We start from the raw sequence: 15,924 nt of genomic DNA, 5'->3' as shown, positions 1-15,924 counted from the left end.
AAAATTCATATCTCGTTGGGTTCCTGGGGCGCTGCGCGGGACATGCTTGAGGCATGGAATCGCGTGGAATCGCATGATTGACTGCAGATAACTGGCTTATGGACGGTGAAACCGCGCGGTCGTTACATGCCAACATTGGAAAAGCTGCTTTATGAGAATGGCCGACGCCGCGAAATCGCGAACGTCGGCCATTGCCTCAACGCATCATCAGAACGATCACTGCGATGACTGCAGTCATTGCAGTGATTGCAGTCATCGCGACCGTCAACGGCGGGTCATCTCCGCTTCGATCTCCTCCAGCGACTTGCCCTTGGTCTCCGGCACGAACCGCATGACGAACGGGATGGACAGCAGCGAGAACACGCCGAAGATGGCGAATGGGCCACCCACGTTGTTGCCGAATGCGGCAAGCAGCATGAGGAAGAACTGGGAGACGACGAAGTTGCCCAGCCAGTTGGCCGCCGAGCCGAAGGAGGAGCCGATGCCACGCACGGACAGCGGGAAGATCTCGCCGATGAGCACCCATGCGATCGGACCCCACGAGATGGCGAAACCGAGGATGTAAAAGGCGATGAGGATCATGGTCGGAATGGCGAGCACGGCCACGTCGCCCACGAAGTTCATCACGGCGAGAATGGCGAGCGAAACGGTCATCACCACGGAGCCGAAGATCAGCATCGTCTTGCGCGGGAACTTGTCCATGATCAGCGTGGCCACGATGGTAGAGACGAAGTTCACCACGCCGATGCCCACGGATACCCAGATCGCATCGTTTTCAGGGAAGCCGAAGCCCTTGATGAACACCTGCGGCAGGAAATAGATGACCGAGTTGATGCCCACGAGCTGCTGGAAGAGCATGATGCCCACGGCTGCCACCAACGCCGGACGCGCGATACGGAACAGTTCGCGCACGCCGCCCTTGGTGTCCTGCGCGGCCACGGCCTTGATTTCGTCAAGCTCGAGCTGCACCTGCGTCTGGTCGACGTCCTTGCGGATGAGGGTGAGCACCTTGAACGCGTTGCGCTCGTCGCCCTTGTTCACCAGGTAGCGCGGGGACTCCGGCAGCAGGATGCCGCCGATCAGCAGCAGAGCCGCCGGCACCAGTGCGGAGCCGAGCATCCAGCGCCAATCGCGCACGCCGAGCAGGTTGTGGCCGAGGAAACCGAGGTTGGAGGCGTAGGCGAGCAGGATGCCGAAGGTGATCATGAGCTGGAACAGCGTGGACAGTGAACCGCGGTGCTCCTTCGGCGCGAGTTCGGCGAGGTAGGCCGGTGTCAGTGCGGACGCCGCGCCGACGGCGAGGCCGAGGATGATGCGCGCGGCGACCATCATCAGGAAGCCGGTGGCCGAGGCGCACATGCCCGAACCGATCAGGAACAGGATGGCGGACACGATGAGCAGCTTCTTGCGGCCGAACCGGTCGGACAGTGCGCCGATGGACAGTGCGCCGGCGCACGAGCCGATCAGTACGGATGAAGTGATGAAACCGGTCTGGGAGACGCTCAGTGCGAAGTCGGATTCGATGAGCGGGGAGGCACCGGAGATGATGCCGGTATCGAAGCCGAACAGCATGCCGCCCAGCGCGCCGAACGTGAAGATGAACGAGCTGTTGAGCGGGAATCGAGACAAGAAGCCGCGGGATTCCATGGCCTCTATCGCTTCGATTGCGTTCGCCGCCTCGCTTGCCGCTTTGCTCGCCACGGCGTTGGTCGCGTCTGCCGTGGTCTGGGTCGATGTGGGTGATGATGCTGCCGTCGTCATTGTCCTGTTCCTTTCATCGTCATTGACAGTGCTTGCGTCCGCGGCTGCGCGTCATGTCGCGCCGTGCCGTGCGTCTGCGGCGTTGTGTGCTGCGAGCAGGAGCACATCATCGATGTACTTGGACAACAAAAAAGACCTGGAACAATGTGGAACTGGTATATCGCCATGGACAATAGCCCATAGGATATGCAAATTCCACATCGCTCCAGGTCTTGCCTCGTTTCCAAGTAACAACCCTGCTACGCAACGTGTGAAACATAGAATACGACGTTTTCGACCGCGACACTCCGAAGCGCGATACTGTGATGGCGTATGCGAGACAATGACGACAACCATGAGAGGAGTGGCTGTGGGAAATACTTCGATGGCGATGCGGATAGTCGAAGCCCTCGGCGGTCCAGACAATATCCGTGAGGTCACGCATTGCGCCACACGCCTGCGCATCGCGCTCGCAGACGAGCGGAAGGCCGACTTCGCCCGCGTTGAGGCCATCGATGGGGTGCTGGGCGCGTTCTCCCGTCCCGGCGGACGTTGCCAGATCGTCATCGGTGGCGCCGTGGCATCGGTGTATGAGGCGGTCGTGGCGGTACTGGCCTCGGCAGGCACCCCGGCGACAGACACTTCGGCTCCTGGCACCACGGTGACCGATACGCCGGCGCATCGCCATTGGCCGAAGTCCGCGCGCGCATGGGCGGGTGCTGTGTTCGATTACGTATCCGACGCATTCCGCCCGTTGCTTGGGGTGTTGCTCGGCGCATCGATGGTCATCGCCCTGGCCAATGTAATGGTGGCGTTCGGCGGTATGCCGGCCAGTGGCGCCGCACAGGAATGGAATCTGCTGAAGACGATATGGGAGGGCATGTTCATGCTGCTTCCGGTGATGATCGCCTACAACGCCTCCCGCAAGCTCAATGTCGACCCGTGGCTTGGCGGCGCGATCATGGCTGCCTTGATGGCGCCGCGCCTCGCCGGAATCACTGGCGGGGTCACCGCGTTCGGCGTGGTCCTCCCGATCCGCGATTATGGCGGGAACATCATCGTGCCGTTGCTGATGGCAGTCGCGCTCGCAATGGTATATCACGGGCTTTCACGGGTGATTGCCGGCAGCGTGCAGCTGGTGTTCGTGCCGTTCCTTTCGCTGGTGTCCGTCTATCTGCTCACGGTGCTGCTCATCGGTCCTTTCGGTGTGTGGATCGGCGATGTGTTGAGCGCGGGCACGGCTTGGTTGGACGCGCATGTGCCGTTCCTGTTCGCGTTGCTTATCCCGATGCTGTACCCGTTTTTGGTGCCGTTGGGCCTGCATTGGCCACTGAACGCCCTGATGCTCGTGAATATTCAGACACTGGGATATGACTTCGTGCAAGGCCCGATGGGCGTATGGAACTTCGCGTGCTTCGGAGCGACGGCGGGCGTGTTGGCGCTCGCCGTCCGCGACCGGGATTCGGCCATGCGCCAGACTGCGCTGAGCGCTTTGCTGGCGGGATTGCTGGGCGGTGTCTCGGAACTCAGCCTGTACGGTATTCATCTGCAGCATCGCCGCATCTATCGGTGGCTGCTTGCCGGGTGCGCGGCCGGAGGCGTGTCCAGTGCGGTGCTGGGCAGCCTGTTCCCCTCCGTGCTGCCGGACGGCCAAACCGTGCACGGGGTGACGACCACTGCCTTCGCCTTCTCATCGCTATTGACGATTCCCGTGTTCGACCGGGCATGGGTATATGCGTCGTCCATCGCGGTCGCGTTCGTGGTGGCGATGACGCTGGTGGTCGTATTCGATTACCGCACCCCGCAGGATGCCGGGCCCTCCGCGAAGCCGGGACGGTCAGCCGATGGCGTCGTGCATGATGCGCCGTCGCCGGATGGCCCGATACCAGGCGAGGGGCCAAGCGGTGCTGTGCCGGCTGATATGGATACGGGAACATCCGGGATGCAGTCCTCCCATGCCGTACTCGCGCCGGTGAGCGGCACACTGGTCGGTCTGGATACCATTGGCGACCCGGTATTCGCCTCCAAGGCGTTGGGCGAAGGCATCGGTGTGATGCCGAGTGAGCGCGACGGCATGATGACGGTATGCGCGCCCGTTGCCGGTATGCTGAAAACCGTGTCCAGAACGGGGCATGCATTCGGCATCAAAACCGATGACAACGTCGAGGTGTTGGTGCACGTCGGTTTGGACACGGCCGATATGGATGGTGAAAGCTTCGTGCTGCAGGTAGGCAAAGGCGACGCAGTGCAGGAGGGTGAGCCGGTGATGCAGGTCGATCGCCATGCGGTTGCCGAGTCCGGCCGCAGCATGGTGGTTGTCGTGACCGTGGTGAACAGCGCTGCGATGACGTCGGTCACGCCATTGCTGACCGTCCCCGCGAACGGGACGCCACTCGGCAGGGGAAACCTGAGCCAAGGGGAATCCGACATGTCGGAGCGTCAGACGAGAACCGTGCGGGTCGGTGACCCTATCATCGATGTAGAGCGGTGACCAACGGTGCCGGAGAAAGCGATGCAGACGGTGAAAGGAGGATGCCATGGAGATACTGAGGGTCTTCAACAACAACGTCGTGTTGGCCAAAGACGGCAACGGCGGAGAAGTGATTCTCACGGGCCGTGGCTTGGGATTCCAGGCCAGACCGGGCCAATCGGTGGATGAATCGAAGATCGTGCGGACCTTCGTGCCGTCGGACGGCCGGGACCCGGACCATCTCGCGCAGATGCTGGCGGGCATCGCTCCGGAAACCATTCGCCTGGTGGTCGACGCCATGAAGGAGACCGGCCTGGACGAGCATCAGAGCGCAAGCGCCACACTGGTGTTGGCGCTCTCCGACCATATCGCCGGCGCGGTTGAACGGCGACGGCGTGGCATCGATGTGGCCTACCCGCTGATTGGTGAGGTGCGCAACCTCTATCCGCGTGAGTATGAGCAGGGGCGGTCGCTGCTCGCCGCAATCAACTCTCGGCTTGACGCACCTTTGCCAGATGGCGAGGCGACCTCGCTGGCCATGCATCTGGTGAATGCCGGGTTCGCCACCGGCGACCTGACCTACACCTATACGATGACCGGCGTCATTCAGCAAATGCTGGACATCATCGAGAAGACGTACGGGCTGGTGTTGGATCGTGAGTCGGTGAACGTGGGTCGATTCATTACCCATCTGCGCTACCTGTTCATCCGAGTGCACCAGCACCGTCAGCTGGATGGCGAGCCGGCGCCCATCATCGAGGCGATCCGTGCCGCCTACCCCAAGGCCATACGTTGCGCGAGCACCATCCGATCCTTGCTGGAGCTGCGGCTCGACGCGGATATCAGCGAGGACGAAGTCGCCTATCTGGCGATGCACGTAGCCCGAGTCACCGCCGACGCAGAGCGGGCCGTCGCCGTGCCGGATGACGGGAGCCATGCCGGCGGCAGACAAGCCGAGGGCAGCATGGCCGATTACAGACAGCCCGATCGCAAGCAGAATAATCCCAGGCAGGAGGCGCGATGATCACCCGAACGGTAACGGTAGGCAGTGCCATGGGACTGCATGCGCGCCCGGCTGCCATGTTCGCCACTGCCGTGGAACAGACCGGGCTCGACGTGGTGCTACGGCATGGCGGCGAGGAAGCGGATGCCTCCAGCGCCTTGGATATCATGGCGCTCGGCATCGCCGGAGGAGAGACGGTGACCATCGGCGTCGATGAGGGGGAAACCGGTGCGAGCGGAGCGGGTGCCGCAGATGCCACAAATGCTGCAGATGCCACTGCCGAGGACATCGAAGCGAAACTGGACGAGCTCGCCGCGCTGCTCGCCCGCGATTTCGATGCGGCTGATGGAGTCTGATGGGAGTCTTCTGATGTCGGGCGCACAGATGAATGGTGACGAACGTCGTGTATTGCGGGGCATCGGGGTTTCCTCCGGTGTGGCCAGCGGCCGCGTGCGACTGATGCATGAGCCGCCGGGCGTTGACGAGGGGGAGCCGGCATGCGCGGATCCACAGTTGGACATGATACGTGTACGTGCGGCGATGGCTGCCGTCGCGTCCTCGCTGAGGGAACGGTCCCTTCAAGCGGCTGATGACACGACCCGTGCCATGCTCGCGGCCAACGCACGATTGGCGGAGGATCGCGGCTTGGATAAAGCCATCATGAAGCACCTGTCGGCCGGCGATGGCGTGACTCATGCCGTGGCCAACGCCGTGGGCGAATACATCGAGCGTTTCGGCAAGGCCGGCGGCATGATGGCCGAACGAATCACCGATCTCGACGATATCCGCAGTCGCCTCATCGCCGAGTTGCGGGAATTGCCGAGCGCAGGGCCCCAGTGCGATGCCGTGAGCGATGCCATATGCGACATCCCGGTGATTCTCGTCGCCCGAGACCTGTCACCCGCCGATGCCGCCGCATTGGACCCCGCTGCAGTACGCGGACTGGTGCTGGAAGAGGGAGGAGCGACCGGCCATACCGCCATTCTGGCCGCCGAACGCGGCATCCCGGCCGTGGTGGGGGTGCATGGCGTGATGGAAGCGGCAGACGATGATACCCGGATTGTCCTAAACGGTGGCACCGGAGAGGTGATCATCAATCCCGATGCCGCCGACCTCTATCGTGCCGCCGGACGCGCCGCCCGGCGGAAGGCGTTGCTCCACGACAGTGCGTCCGGTGCCGCTGACGGTACTGCAGCCGGCGCTGCCGCTGGTGACGCCTTCGCCATGACCGCTGATGGATGTCGGATACTGCTGAATGCCAACGTCGGCACTCCGGCCGAAGCGGAGGAAGCAGCCCGGGCCGGCGTAGATGGCATCGGCTTGCTGCGTAGTGAATTCCTGTTCCTGAACCGTTCGCAGGCGCCGACGGAGGCGGAGCAGACCGAAGCGTATACCCGGGCAGTCCAAGCGTTCGACGGCCGCCCGGTGGTGGTTCGCACATTCGACGCCGGTGCCGACAAACCGCTTGCCTTCGCGCGAATCGGCGGTAACGAAACGCCGGCCGTGACCAACCCGGCGCTTGGTGTGCGGGGCATACGCTTGGGCATACGGCGCGAGGATCTTCTCGATACGCAGCTTGTGGCGCTCGCCGATGCATATCGGGCCTCGGGGCACAGTATTTCGGGGCACAGTCTGAAGGTGATGGCCCCGATGGTCACGACCGTGCAGGAGACGAAATGGTTCGTGGACAAAGCGCATGATGCTGGCCTGCCGTATGCCGGCATCATGATCGAAACGCCGGCCGCTGCCGTACAGGCCGCGTCATTGCTCGCCGTGGCGGATTTCGCGTCGATTGGCACCAATGATCTGGCGCAATACACGATGGCGGCTGACCGGCTTGACAGCAGCCTGTCCAGCCTGCTCGACCCATGGCAGCCCGCCCTGCTGCGCATGATGCGGATAGCCGTCGAGGGCGGTCTGGCAGCCGGAAAACCGATTAGCGTGTGCGGCGAAGCTGCGGGCGATCCTCTGCTGGCATTGGTGTTTGTGGGCTTAGGCATACGGTCGCTGTCGATGGCATGGCGGAAGACGGTCGCTGTACGGTCCGCGTTGCGGTTGCACAGTCTGGCTGATTGCAAGCGTATGGCACAAGCCGCGCTCGACGCGCGTTCGGCGGTGGAAGCCCGTCAATCCGCGTTGGCGCTCGCCGACGTCAGGCTGCGTGATGTGCTGTGATTTCGACGGTTTAACCGCGGAAGGTGCAAGTGGAGCACTCGTGGGACGCTGACATGGGGGTTCAGCGAATTGGCTCGAGCAGCGCGGTGGTTTCGGCGAAATCGGCCGTGGCGTTCGCCGCCGCCACTTGCGCGGTCTTCTCCAGAGAGGAGAGCGTCGATGCCGGCACGCGGACAATAAGCGCGCGACGGTCCACCGAGAAGCGGATGTGGCGCGTCTCCGGCAACATATCGCCGTCCACCTGCGCCTTAGCCGGCTTCTCCAGCGTGATTTCGGCGGCGGTGCCCTGAATCTGCTCCACGGTCGAGTTCGTGGACAGCGGGTTCTGCTCGGGCTTGCCGGTCAGCGTCTGATGCACCACGTCGCCGAACAGATTCGCCCAGCCCAGGATGCCGCCGGTGGTGTCGATGACCTCGAAATCGAGGATGCCGTCGTCATATGAGGCGGCCGGCATCAGAGAGAATACCGGAATCTGGCCGCAATTGCCGGCCATGATTGTACGGAAGTCGAGATTGCGGATGGAGTGCGAGGAGCCATCGGGACTGGTGATGGTCAGATTGGCCCGGTATTTCGGGGCGAACAGGTTCTTGAAACCGCCCACGAAGTAGGCGAGCCAGCTGATGTTGGCTTTCAAAGCGGGATCGGTGTCGTCGATCATGGCCGCGTCGAAACCGATGCCTGCGATGATGAGGAACGCATGGCCGTGGTCGTCCTCAGGATGGTCAAGCAGCCAGAGTCGCCCCATATCCACCAGACGTGAGCCGTGGGATGTCGCCACGGTCAGCGCCGCGTCGATGTCATCCACCGGAATGCCCATGTTGCGGGCGAACAGGTTGCCGGTGCCGATCGGGATGATGCCGAGGGCGTGGCCGGTGCCCGAAACGGCGCTCGCCACCGTGCGCACGGTGCCGTCGCCTCCCACTGCGATGACCACGTCGGCGCCGTCCGCCAGCGCCTCCTTGGCGCAGGCGCGCCCGTCCTTGTCGAGCTGCGTGTCATAGAAACGAATACGGTTCAGGCCTTTGGAGCGGCAGAACTCCTGTATGTGCAACCGCTGCGTCGCTGCCTGCGGTTTGGAGGGGTTGATCACGAAAGCGTACTGCACCTCGTCGTCACGACGTTTCTCCAATGATTCCGCCAATTTGCGGCGGCGTCGCGCTCGCAGCACGAGTGCTACGGCGGCTATGGCCACGATCACGAGGATAACAACGGCGACGATGAGCGCGGTGACGACAGGCTGAGACATGACTCCTATTGTTAGCGTGACCGTGGGAATAAGCGGCGCAAGATGCGTGAACATGAACAGTTTGTGCACGTCATGCGCGGCAGGGGTTGCTGTCGTGATGGTTTGTTGCGGTGGAGTTTGCGGTTGTTCGCGGGCAGACGGCATGCATGATGCGCGACGCACTCAAGGCCATTCGGCCAAATTGCTTGTGCGGTTCGGCTGGGGTGTGGGGTGACATTTCATTCGTTCGCTGTTCGGACTGTACGTCACAGCGGTGCAGGTGGCGTTTCCGGGGGTGCTTCCGGCATTCGATACGAATGCCGATTCGGGCTTGCTTGTGCATACCGCGTGTCGGCTTGCGGCGGTAGTGTTGGGCGCATGCTTGATATTCAATTCATTCGTGAACACGCCGATATCGTCAAGGAATCCCAGCGCAAACGCGGCGAGTCCGTGGAACTCGTCGATGAGGTGCTCTCCTCCGACGCCACCCGTCGTGAATCGCTGAAGGCCTTCGAGGAGGCCCGTGCCCAGCAGAAGGAGATCGGCAAGCAGGTGGCCGCTGCCCCCGCCGACGAGAAGGCCAAGCTCATCGCCCAGACCAAGGAGCTGGCAGCCAAGGTCGCCGAATACAAGGCCAAGGCCGATTCCGCAGCCGAGGAATACACCACCGCCATGTGGAAGCTGTCCAACATCGTCGAGCCCGAGGCTCCCGAAGGCGGCGAGGACGATTACGTGGTCGTCAAGAAGGTCGGCCAGATCCGTGACTTCGCAGCCGAGGGCTTCGAGCCGAAGGACCATCTGACTCTTGGCACCGAGGTCGCGGGCATCGACATGCGTCGTGGCGTCAAGGTCGGCGGCTCCCGCTTCTACTTCCTGCGCGGCGCGGTTGCGCGCATGCAAATCGCCATGCTGACCATGGCCGTCGACCAGGCGGAGCAGCACGGCTTCGTGCTCGCCATCACCCCGACGCTGGTGCGTCCCGAGGTCATGGCCGGCACCGGTTTCCTCAACTCCCACGCCGATGAGATCTACCGCCTGCGCGAGCCCGACGACCAGTACCTCGTCGGCACGTCCGAAGTGGCACTCGCCGGCATGCACGAGAACGAGATCCTCGACCTGTCCGATGGTCCGCTGCGTTACTGCGGCTGGTCGTCCTGCTACCGCCGCGAAGCCGGTGCCGCCGGCAAGGATACGTCCGGCATCATCCGCGTGCACCAGTTCGACAAGGTAGAGATGTTCGTGTACGCCAAGCAGGAGAACTCCTATGCTGAGCACCAGCACCTGCTCGAGATGGAGCAGGAGATGCTCGCCAAGGTCGAAGTGCCGTACCGCATCATCGACACCGCCGCCGGCGACCTTGGCTCCTCCGCCGCCCGCAAGTTCGACTGCGAGGCATGGGTGCCGACCCAGGGCCGCTATCGCGAGCTCACCTCCACCTCCAACTGCACCGAGTACCAGGCTCGCCGTCTCAACATCCGCGAGCGCACGGAAGACGGTTCCACCCGTCCGGTCTCCACGCTCAACGGCACGCTGGCCACCACCCGTTGGCTGGTCGCCATCCTCGAGAACCACCAGCAGAAGGACGGCTCCATCGAGATCCCGAAGGCCATGCGCCCCTACATGGGCGGTCGCGAGGTCATTGAGCCGACCAAGTGGGAAGCCTGATTCGTCAGGCATGTCGCCAATGTGCGTCACACGGCTGCGCAATGTGTGCTGCATATTGACCGGCAATCGCAGAAGATTCCATATTCCATACAATCCCAGAAGATGAGTGCATGTACTCGTTTTCTGGGATTGTGTATGTAACGCTGTTTGTATGATGCTTATAATCACGCCGAGAGAAGATAGGCTTTTTGTGGGCGGTCTAGATAGAGGACGAGGGCGCTGTGCGGCATCGGTTTCCGTTGATGCATCGTATCTATCAGATTGGTCTAATGACAGGCCGGAGAATGGTAGGGGTATGAAATGACTACGGATTCTGATTCGGTACAGCAGCGACAAGGTGATTCCGGAGTTGGCCCATCGTCCTCAGTGAGGGGTGTTATCGCCCGTCTGCTTATGGTGCCATACGCCATGCTGGTCGTGTTTGCAGTGGTTGCGGCTGCAGTCGTTGTTTTTTCGCAGTTTTTCCCGCATTTCAGTGTGTTTGGCGCGTCACCGGAATCTTGGGCCGGTCGTGCTATGAACTCTATTGCGAACGATATGGTGTCGGCCAATCCCGATAATGAGCTCAGCCGGCAGTATGTGGAGGCTAACCCCAATCGTTCCCTATCGTATGATGGCGCTGAAGGTGCGTACGTGGTGATGGGATCGATATCCGGTCTTTTCCGGTTGTTGTGGTGGGTATTCAGCAAATATGCGATTGTGTGCGTGGTACCGTTCGTTGTGTTGTTGTTCCGACATTGGAATCGGCCGGTTCGTGGCTATCTGGACTGTCTCGTTTGGCCGGCGAGGATGTGGACCAAACTGGTTGCCGGGAAGGTCGGCAAACTGTTCCTGATAGGCACTGGCATCATTATTCTGGTCAATGTAGCCGGTGGTGTGGCTATGGGCCTGGCGCTTCTGATGGCTCATATCCTAACAGGTAGCGGCGTCGGTGTGTTGAGCGGTCTTACGTGGGTTATGGCCGGGCCGATTAGGGTGCTGCATTGGGGTAATCAGTTCGGTTCCGGAATTCGTGGTGTGACCGGAGGCGGCATGGTTGACCCAGTGACCTGGCTGCTGTCTTTCTTCATGATCGTCGGGACCGTGTTGTTGGTTCCGGGGCTGGCTGCGCTTCTGGCCGATGTAGTGTGCTGGGGTGTGCTAACGTTGCCGGTTACGCTGCCGATACTTGGATATATGTCCGCTCATCGCATGATTGGCGATCCGCACACCGTGCTGTGGGGCTTCGTGGAAACATGGGTATTGTGGTGGCTGGCTGCATCGATAATTGCAAGCGTCGTGTTGTGTGCCATTCCATACTTCGCCGGTCTGGTGCTCAGTGCTGGAGACGTCGGGGCTGCAGCCGCAGCTGCTTCTGCTGAAGATCAACCGGATGAGGGAAGCGGCAATTGACCGCACAGACAGCCATAGCCTAACGACAAGTGTCGAGACTGTCTGATGCATGGTTCGATTTCATCGATGATATGCAGAACGACGTATGTCGGTGTTCGCTATTTTCGCCATGTTGCGCTACACTGTAACGGCTGACGTGCAAGACGTTTGCGAGTACGAATATATGGACAGATGTCTGAGCGGTCTAAAGAGACGGTCTTGAAAACCGTTGAGGGGCAACCCTCCGCGAGTTCGAATCTCGCTCTGTCCGCCACCAAGGGTTTCAGGCAATTGCCTGAAACCCTTTTTTCATGTCGAAATGCCTGTAATTCCAAGGGTTTTGGCGTATCTTCCCTTGTTTGTTTGATTATGCGCGATCGCTCGAATACACTATCGATGTGGGGCGGCTGGTGGGGCGATAATTTCCGTGTCGAATCCCGCCCGCTAACCCTGGGGAGGTTCAGGCTATGCCAAGGAAGGCGAAGCGCAATGCATTCGGCAGTATCAAGGCTCGCAATAACGCACATGGAGTGGTGTATCAAGCCCGCTATAAGACCCCTATTGAGATGTTCTCTAAATATGACGAACCTACGCGACCTACCGACCTACACCTACTGCCATAAGGGATTCAGCCGCCTACATATGCAGCCTACGCGGCCTACAAGCAGAATGCCTGTAGGCCGCGTAGGCTGCACGTGTAGGTTGCGAAACCCCAATGATTCCAAGGTGTAGGTCGGTAGGTCGCGTAGGTTGCACATGTAGAGAATGAAGAAGAAGGTAGAAGGGTGAGAAAGAATTGAGATAGGGTATGAGATCTGGTCTGACATCCATCGGCACCGTCCTCCGCCGGCTCTCCGCCGGCGTTCAACAGGTAGTATGCGTAGCCGACTAGGGGGCGGCAATTGCGGTGAGGATTCCTGTGGTCCACATGATGAACTGGTAATGGTTGCACCATGTGATGATTTTCCACAGGATGTTCATGCCTTCCATTGAACCAGTCATGCGTGGAGCACCGGTGCGAAAGGCGAAAAGATCGTGGCTCCGAGATTGTTTGTTACGTACAATCGCCGTACACTTATTGGCATGGAAACAATAACCAACAAAGCAAGCCGATTCGAAATGCGGCTCACCCCCACACAAAAGCAACGCCTCGACCAAGCCGCCGAACTCAAAGGGCTCAGCACATCACAATGGGCGCTCACCAACCTGCTCGACGCCGCAGAACGAGACATACACGAATCCCGCATCATCCGTCTTGACGACGAAAACTGGGACTCGTTCATTCGCGCCCTGGATGAGCCAATGCCCCAGCAGATGAAAGAGCTCCTGGAAAGCGAACCGATCTGGTCATGACCGCATTCGCCAAACCACGAAGACTGACCACCGACGACGACGTAGCGGGATTCGATTGCGGCCTACCAGTTGTGAACAACTGGCTTCAAAGGCATCTCAAAGGCGCATCAAAGCAACATACCGCCGTCGCATATGGCACTTTCGCTGACGGCTCCCTTGCCGGCTACTACACACTCAGCGCCTATAGCGTCGCTCATATCGAAGCGAACGGCTGGCTGAAACGTAACAGCCCCGATCCGGTTCCTGTCGTCTTGTTGGGCATGCTGGGGGTCGATATACGGTATCAGACCATGCATCTTGGCGCCCAGCTTCTGCGTGATGCCACTTTGCGCGCGTGCGCCGCTTCGGAGATCATCGGCGCACGCGCCTTGCTGGTCGAACCTGCCGGCGTGAAGGCGTCCGGATTCTATGCCCGGTATGGTTTTCGTCCGATCGGAGCCGGGCGTCGTATGTTCCTGCCTTTGCCGTGTTGATCGGTGTCATGCTGGGCGTCTCCTACCAGCGGATGCATCGGCCTGTTAACGCCTGAAGTCATTGACGACAACCCTACGGTGTGATGCTAGTCGATGACGCCGCTCTTATCATCTCCTGCACTAGGCCATGCGGGCTCTCACCGACCCGGCATTGGGAATCGGATTGATTTCATAGGAGAATTATCGACAGTGGATTCGGTGAATTTGCATGATCCCTATCGATGAATCTGCTGGATTGGTAAGGTTTGAGCTGCTGCCGCGCGACCACTTCGCTTCGTTCCGTTGGGTCGCTTGCCCTTCTCTGTCAAGGGTGCTTTTGCGAGAAGGATAGTGCAGCTTGGCAAGTGTTCTTATCGGTGCTGAATGCTTGGGCTGCTGCAAATCTATGCCATCGCGATCTGCCGTCGAAAAACCGAGAGTGACCACTTGTCTTCTCCTGTCCGTGTTGGATGGAACCAAGCTTCGCGAAAGGAGAATAACGATGAAATCGGCAGGTAGCTGCTCGCTGAATGGTGCGCGGCAAAAGGAACAGCAAGCATAGCAAGTGTGGCCACACTTGCTGCATCTCCGGTGTTCCCGTCGATGGCGGGACACCCGCGACCCGATAAATGTAAGCATGCTAAGGACGCATGATGACTACCACGGTTGAGGACATCAGAAAGGCGCTGAGCCCTGAGGCGGTTCGGCGACGCCAGGAAGAGCATCGTGCTGCACGAGAGCAAAAAAGAGAATCGTCTGAACGACTTCAGAGCAGTGGTATCAATGAAGCAATCGCCCGCGCCGAAGAGAGATTTGCTGCAGAATATGATGAATATCAGTCTCTGTCCGAGTTCTTAACCCGATTGTCGAAGAGGGGAGTGCCCAAGCCGGATGATTTCGTCTACGAATTGCGAGTGCGTGAGGCTAGAGTCTCGCTAGCCGCCAAAAAGCTTGAAGAATTACGGGCGGTCAAGCAATCGATGAGCGCACAGCATCAGCATCAACACATCTGTCAACGCAGACGGACAAGGGGAATAAGATAAGGTTCCCCGGAGATGCTGGGCTATCTTTCCTGATTGATTTTGGGTGTGCGCTGTGTATCGTTGATTGACCGCCAGTATGCATCGATGTCGCCGGACTGGGCGGCGGCATACCATTCCGGCTCATAGGTCGACCCGATGGCGAAGCCGAGCCATTGATCATACCTGTGTATGCGCTCCGTCCAGAACTCCTGCAGCAGCCTTCTTTCTTCAAGCTGCCCGGTCTTCTTCAATGTGCGACGCAAGGCGGTGATCTGCCCGACCGCGTACAGGTGCGAGGCGAGATAGGATCCAAGGTCTCTGAAGCGAGTCGAGGCTGTACGTCCGTCGTCCTTGCGGGCGGATTCCCACACACGGCAGAACGCATGCATATATGCGCGGGAGAAAACAACCTGCCAGTCATCGGAAGGTTTGACGGCGGGGATGTCCAGACAGACGAAGTCGATGATCTTCTCGTCTACGACTCCGAGCCACTGCGGGTTATCAGAGGTGGTTTTGCGATGCAGTGCATGGAGGAGTGTTTCAAGCTGCTGCCGGGACGTCGTCTTGCTCTCAGTGGCGTTGTCCTTCACGAAATCCCGAACCGATGGATCATGGTCAGTGCTGGTGCGAGAGGTCCATTCCTGTGTCCAGGACCACTCGATGCCCTTGTCGGATATGCCGCAGGGGATGAGCTTGGCCAACAGAGTGGCCTCAACCACGTCATCAAGCGGCACCCCGCTGACCAACACCGCTCTCACGCTTCGCTCAGCTCTCCACCGCACGGTATCAGTCAATCCACACATCACTGCCGCCCTCATCGAATAGTTTTGACACCATACTATCGTGGGCTTGAAAAAAAGATGTCCTCTCGAACTGAGCGGATTCGAGAGGACATGGTGTTGTCTTTTTTCAGGCGTGTTGCCGTTCCAATTCCCGGTGGCACGCCTCACGCATGATGTCCGCGAAAGAGATGCCGCGGCGCTCGGCGGCCTCACGCAGGGCGTTCGCGTCGTTTTCTGGTATACGGAATGTGATCGGAACCATCGGCTCCTCGTAAAGCGGTGGACGGCCCAGCGGTTTGTTGATGACAAGCTTGCCGGGCTTGCCGTGGAAGATGCCGTTGTCGGCGTCCTCGTCCCACTGGTCGATCATATCGTCGGTGATTTCGATTCCACCTTTTGCCTTGTAATCTGCCATCTTGGTCACCTCCTTCCGATGAGTTGTCGTATCTCTGCGTCCGAGAATCCCATCTCGGCCAGAAACTTCTTGCGTGCTGGCGCGACGTGGAAAATAATCCACTCGTTGTCCTCTTCGCCTTCATAGGCGATGAGTTCGGTGAGCCGTCCATGCCAGTCCCATCCGACGGCCATCTTCTGATTGGGCTCGTATTCGCCCTGACGGGGCAATATTCGTGCGGCGTCCATCCAAGTGGAGAGTATTTCTCTCTC

The 15,924-nt window shown here is 60.0% G+C and carries 14 protein-coding genes and 1 tRNA gene; 10 read left to right on the top strand and 5 right to left on the bottom strand.

Annotated features, from left to right (window positions below):
- Positions 1-264: 264 nt before the first annotated feature.
- Positions 265-1,761, bottom strand: a complete 1,497-nt coding sequence (locus tag BW09_RS02545; protein WP_140463711.1) for a sugar porter family MFS transporter — start codon at positions 1,759-1,761, stop codon at positions 265-267.
- Positions 1,762-2,095: 334 nt separating this feature from the next.
- Here BW09_RS02545 and BW09_RS02540 point away from each other — a divergent pair, with 334 nt between their 5' ends.
- Genes BW09_RS02540 through ptsP form a run of 4 tightly spaced genes read left to right on the top strand, consistent with a single transcriptional unit; the run spans position 2,096 to position 7,388 of the window.
- Positions 2,096-4,231 (top strand): glucose PTS transporter subunit IIA, encoded by a 2,136-nt coding sequence (locus tag BW09_RS02540; RefSeq protein ID WP_140464690.1) that lies wholly within the window; start codon positions 2,096-2,098, stop codon positions 4,229-4,231.
- Between the two features lie 46 nt (positions 4,232-4,277).
- Positions 4,278-5,234 carry a PRD domain-containing protein gene (locus BW09_RS02535; RefSeq protein ID WP_081886562.1) on the top strand — a complete coding sequence of 319 codons (957 nt, stop codon included), beginning with the start codon at positions 4,278-4,280 and terminating at the stop codon, positions 5,232-5,234.
- Positions 5,231-5,569: an HPr family phosphocarrier protein gene (locus BW09_RS02530; RefSeq protein ID WP_140464680.1), complete on the top strand. Its 339-nt coding sequence runs from the start codon at positions 5,231-5,233 to the stop codon at positions 5,567-5,569. Before BW09_RS02535 ends, BW09_RS02530 begins: the two co-directional genes overlap by 4 nt.
- A 13-nt stretch (positions 5,570-5,582) precedes the next feature.
- A complete protein-coding gene (gene ptsP, locus BW09_RS02525; protein ID WP_258184953.1) occupies positions 5,583-7,388 on the top strand; it encodes a phosphoenolpyruvate--protein phosphotransferase in 1,806 nt (601 codons plus the stop codon).
- A 61-nt stretch (positions 7,389-7,449) separates the two neighbouring features.
- On the opposite strand, the gene BW09_RS02520 is transcribed toward ptsP, so the two are convergent.
- Complete coding sequence (locus tag BW09_RS02520) at positions 7,450-8,634, bottom strand: diacylglycerol kinase family protein (protein WP_181161747.1); 1,185 nt, start codon at positions 8,632-8,634, stop codon at positions 7,450-7,452.
- Positions 8,635-8,991: 357 nt separating this feature from the next.
- Between BW09_RS02520 and serS the strand changes: the two genes are divergently transcribed.
- The 6 genes from serS (at position 8,992) to BW09_RS02490 (ending at position 14,497) form a co-directional block, all read left to right on the top strand.
- Entirely contained in the window at positions 8,992-10,278 is a 1,287-nt protein-coding gene (serS, locus tag BW09_RS02515; RefSeq protein ID WP_140464675.1) for a serine--tRNA ligase, read from the top strand.
- Between the two features lie 408 nt (positions 10,279-10,686).
- Positions 10,687-11,670, top strand: coding sequence for a hypothetical protein (locus tag BW09_RS02510; protein ID WP_140464673.1), 984 nt, complete (start codon positions 10,687-10,689; stop codon positions 11,668-11,670).
- A gap of 165 nt (positions 11,671-11,835) precedes the next feature.
- A tRNA-Ser gene (locus tag BW09_RS02505) sits at positions 11,836-11,923 on the top strand.
- A gap of 809 nt (positions 11,924-12,732) precedes the next feature.
- Positions 12,733-13,002, top strand: coding sequence for a DUF1778 domain-containing protein (locus tag BW09_RS02500; RefSeq protein ID WP_140464671.1), 270 nt, complete (start codon positions 12,733-12,735; stop codon positions 13,000-13,002).
- Positions 12,999-13,475: an N-acetyltransferase gene (locus tag BW09_RS02495; RefSeq protein WP_258184952.1), complete on the top strand. Its 477-nt coding sequence runs from the start codon at positions 12,999-13,001 to the stop codon at positions 13,473-13,475. The genes BW09_RS02500 and BW09_RS02495 overlap by 4 nt, the downstream gene beginning before the upstream one ends.
- A 629-nt stretch (positions 13,476-14,104) precedes the next feature.
- Positions 14,105-14,497 carry a hypothetical protein gene (locus tag BW09_RS02490; protein WP_044088946.1) on the top strand — a complete coding sequence of 131 codons (393 nt, stop codon included), beginning with the start codon at positions 14,105-14,107 and terminating at the stop codon, positions 14,495-14,497.
- Between the two features lie 20 nt (positions 14,498-14,517).
- Here BW09_RS02490 and BW09_RS02485 read toward each other — a convergent pair whose 3' ends face one another.
- From BW09_RS02485 to BW09_RS02475, 3 genes are all read right to left on the bottom strand, one after another.
- Positions 14,518-15,234: a hypothetical protein gene (locus BW09_RS02485; RefSeq protein WP_140464667.1), complete on the bottom strand. Its 717-nt coding sequence runs from the start codon at positions 15,232-15,234 to the stop codon at positions 14,518-14,520.
- A gap of 151 nt (positions 15,235-15,385) precedes the next feature.
- A complete protein-coding gene (locus tag BW09_RS02480; protein WP_044088949.1) occupies positions 15,386-15,673 on the bottom strand; it encodes a ribbon-helix-helix domain-containing protein in 288 nt (95 codons plus the stop codon).
- A 5-nt stretch (positions 15,674-15,678) separates the two neighbouring features.
- A complete protein-coding gene (locus BW09_RS02475; protein WP_241451160.1) occupies positions 15,679-15,900 on the bottom strand; it encodes a hypothetical protein in 222 nt (73 codons plus the stop codon).
- Between the last annotated feature and the right edge of the window lie 24 nt (positions 15,901-15,924).

The organism is Bifidobacterium sp. UTCIF-1 (genome assembly GCF_006408915.1).
Classification (GTDB): domain Bacteria; phylum Actinomycetota; class Actinomycetes; order Actinomycetales; family Bifidobacteriaceae; genus Bifidobacterium; species Bifidobacterium reuteri.
Note: the sequence above shows the minus strand (reverse complement) of the source record. Positions and strands in the feature narration are given on the sequence as shown.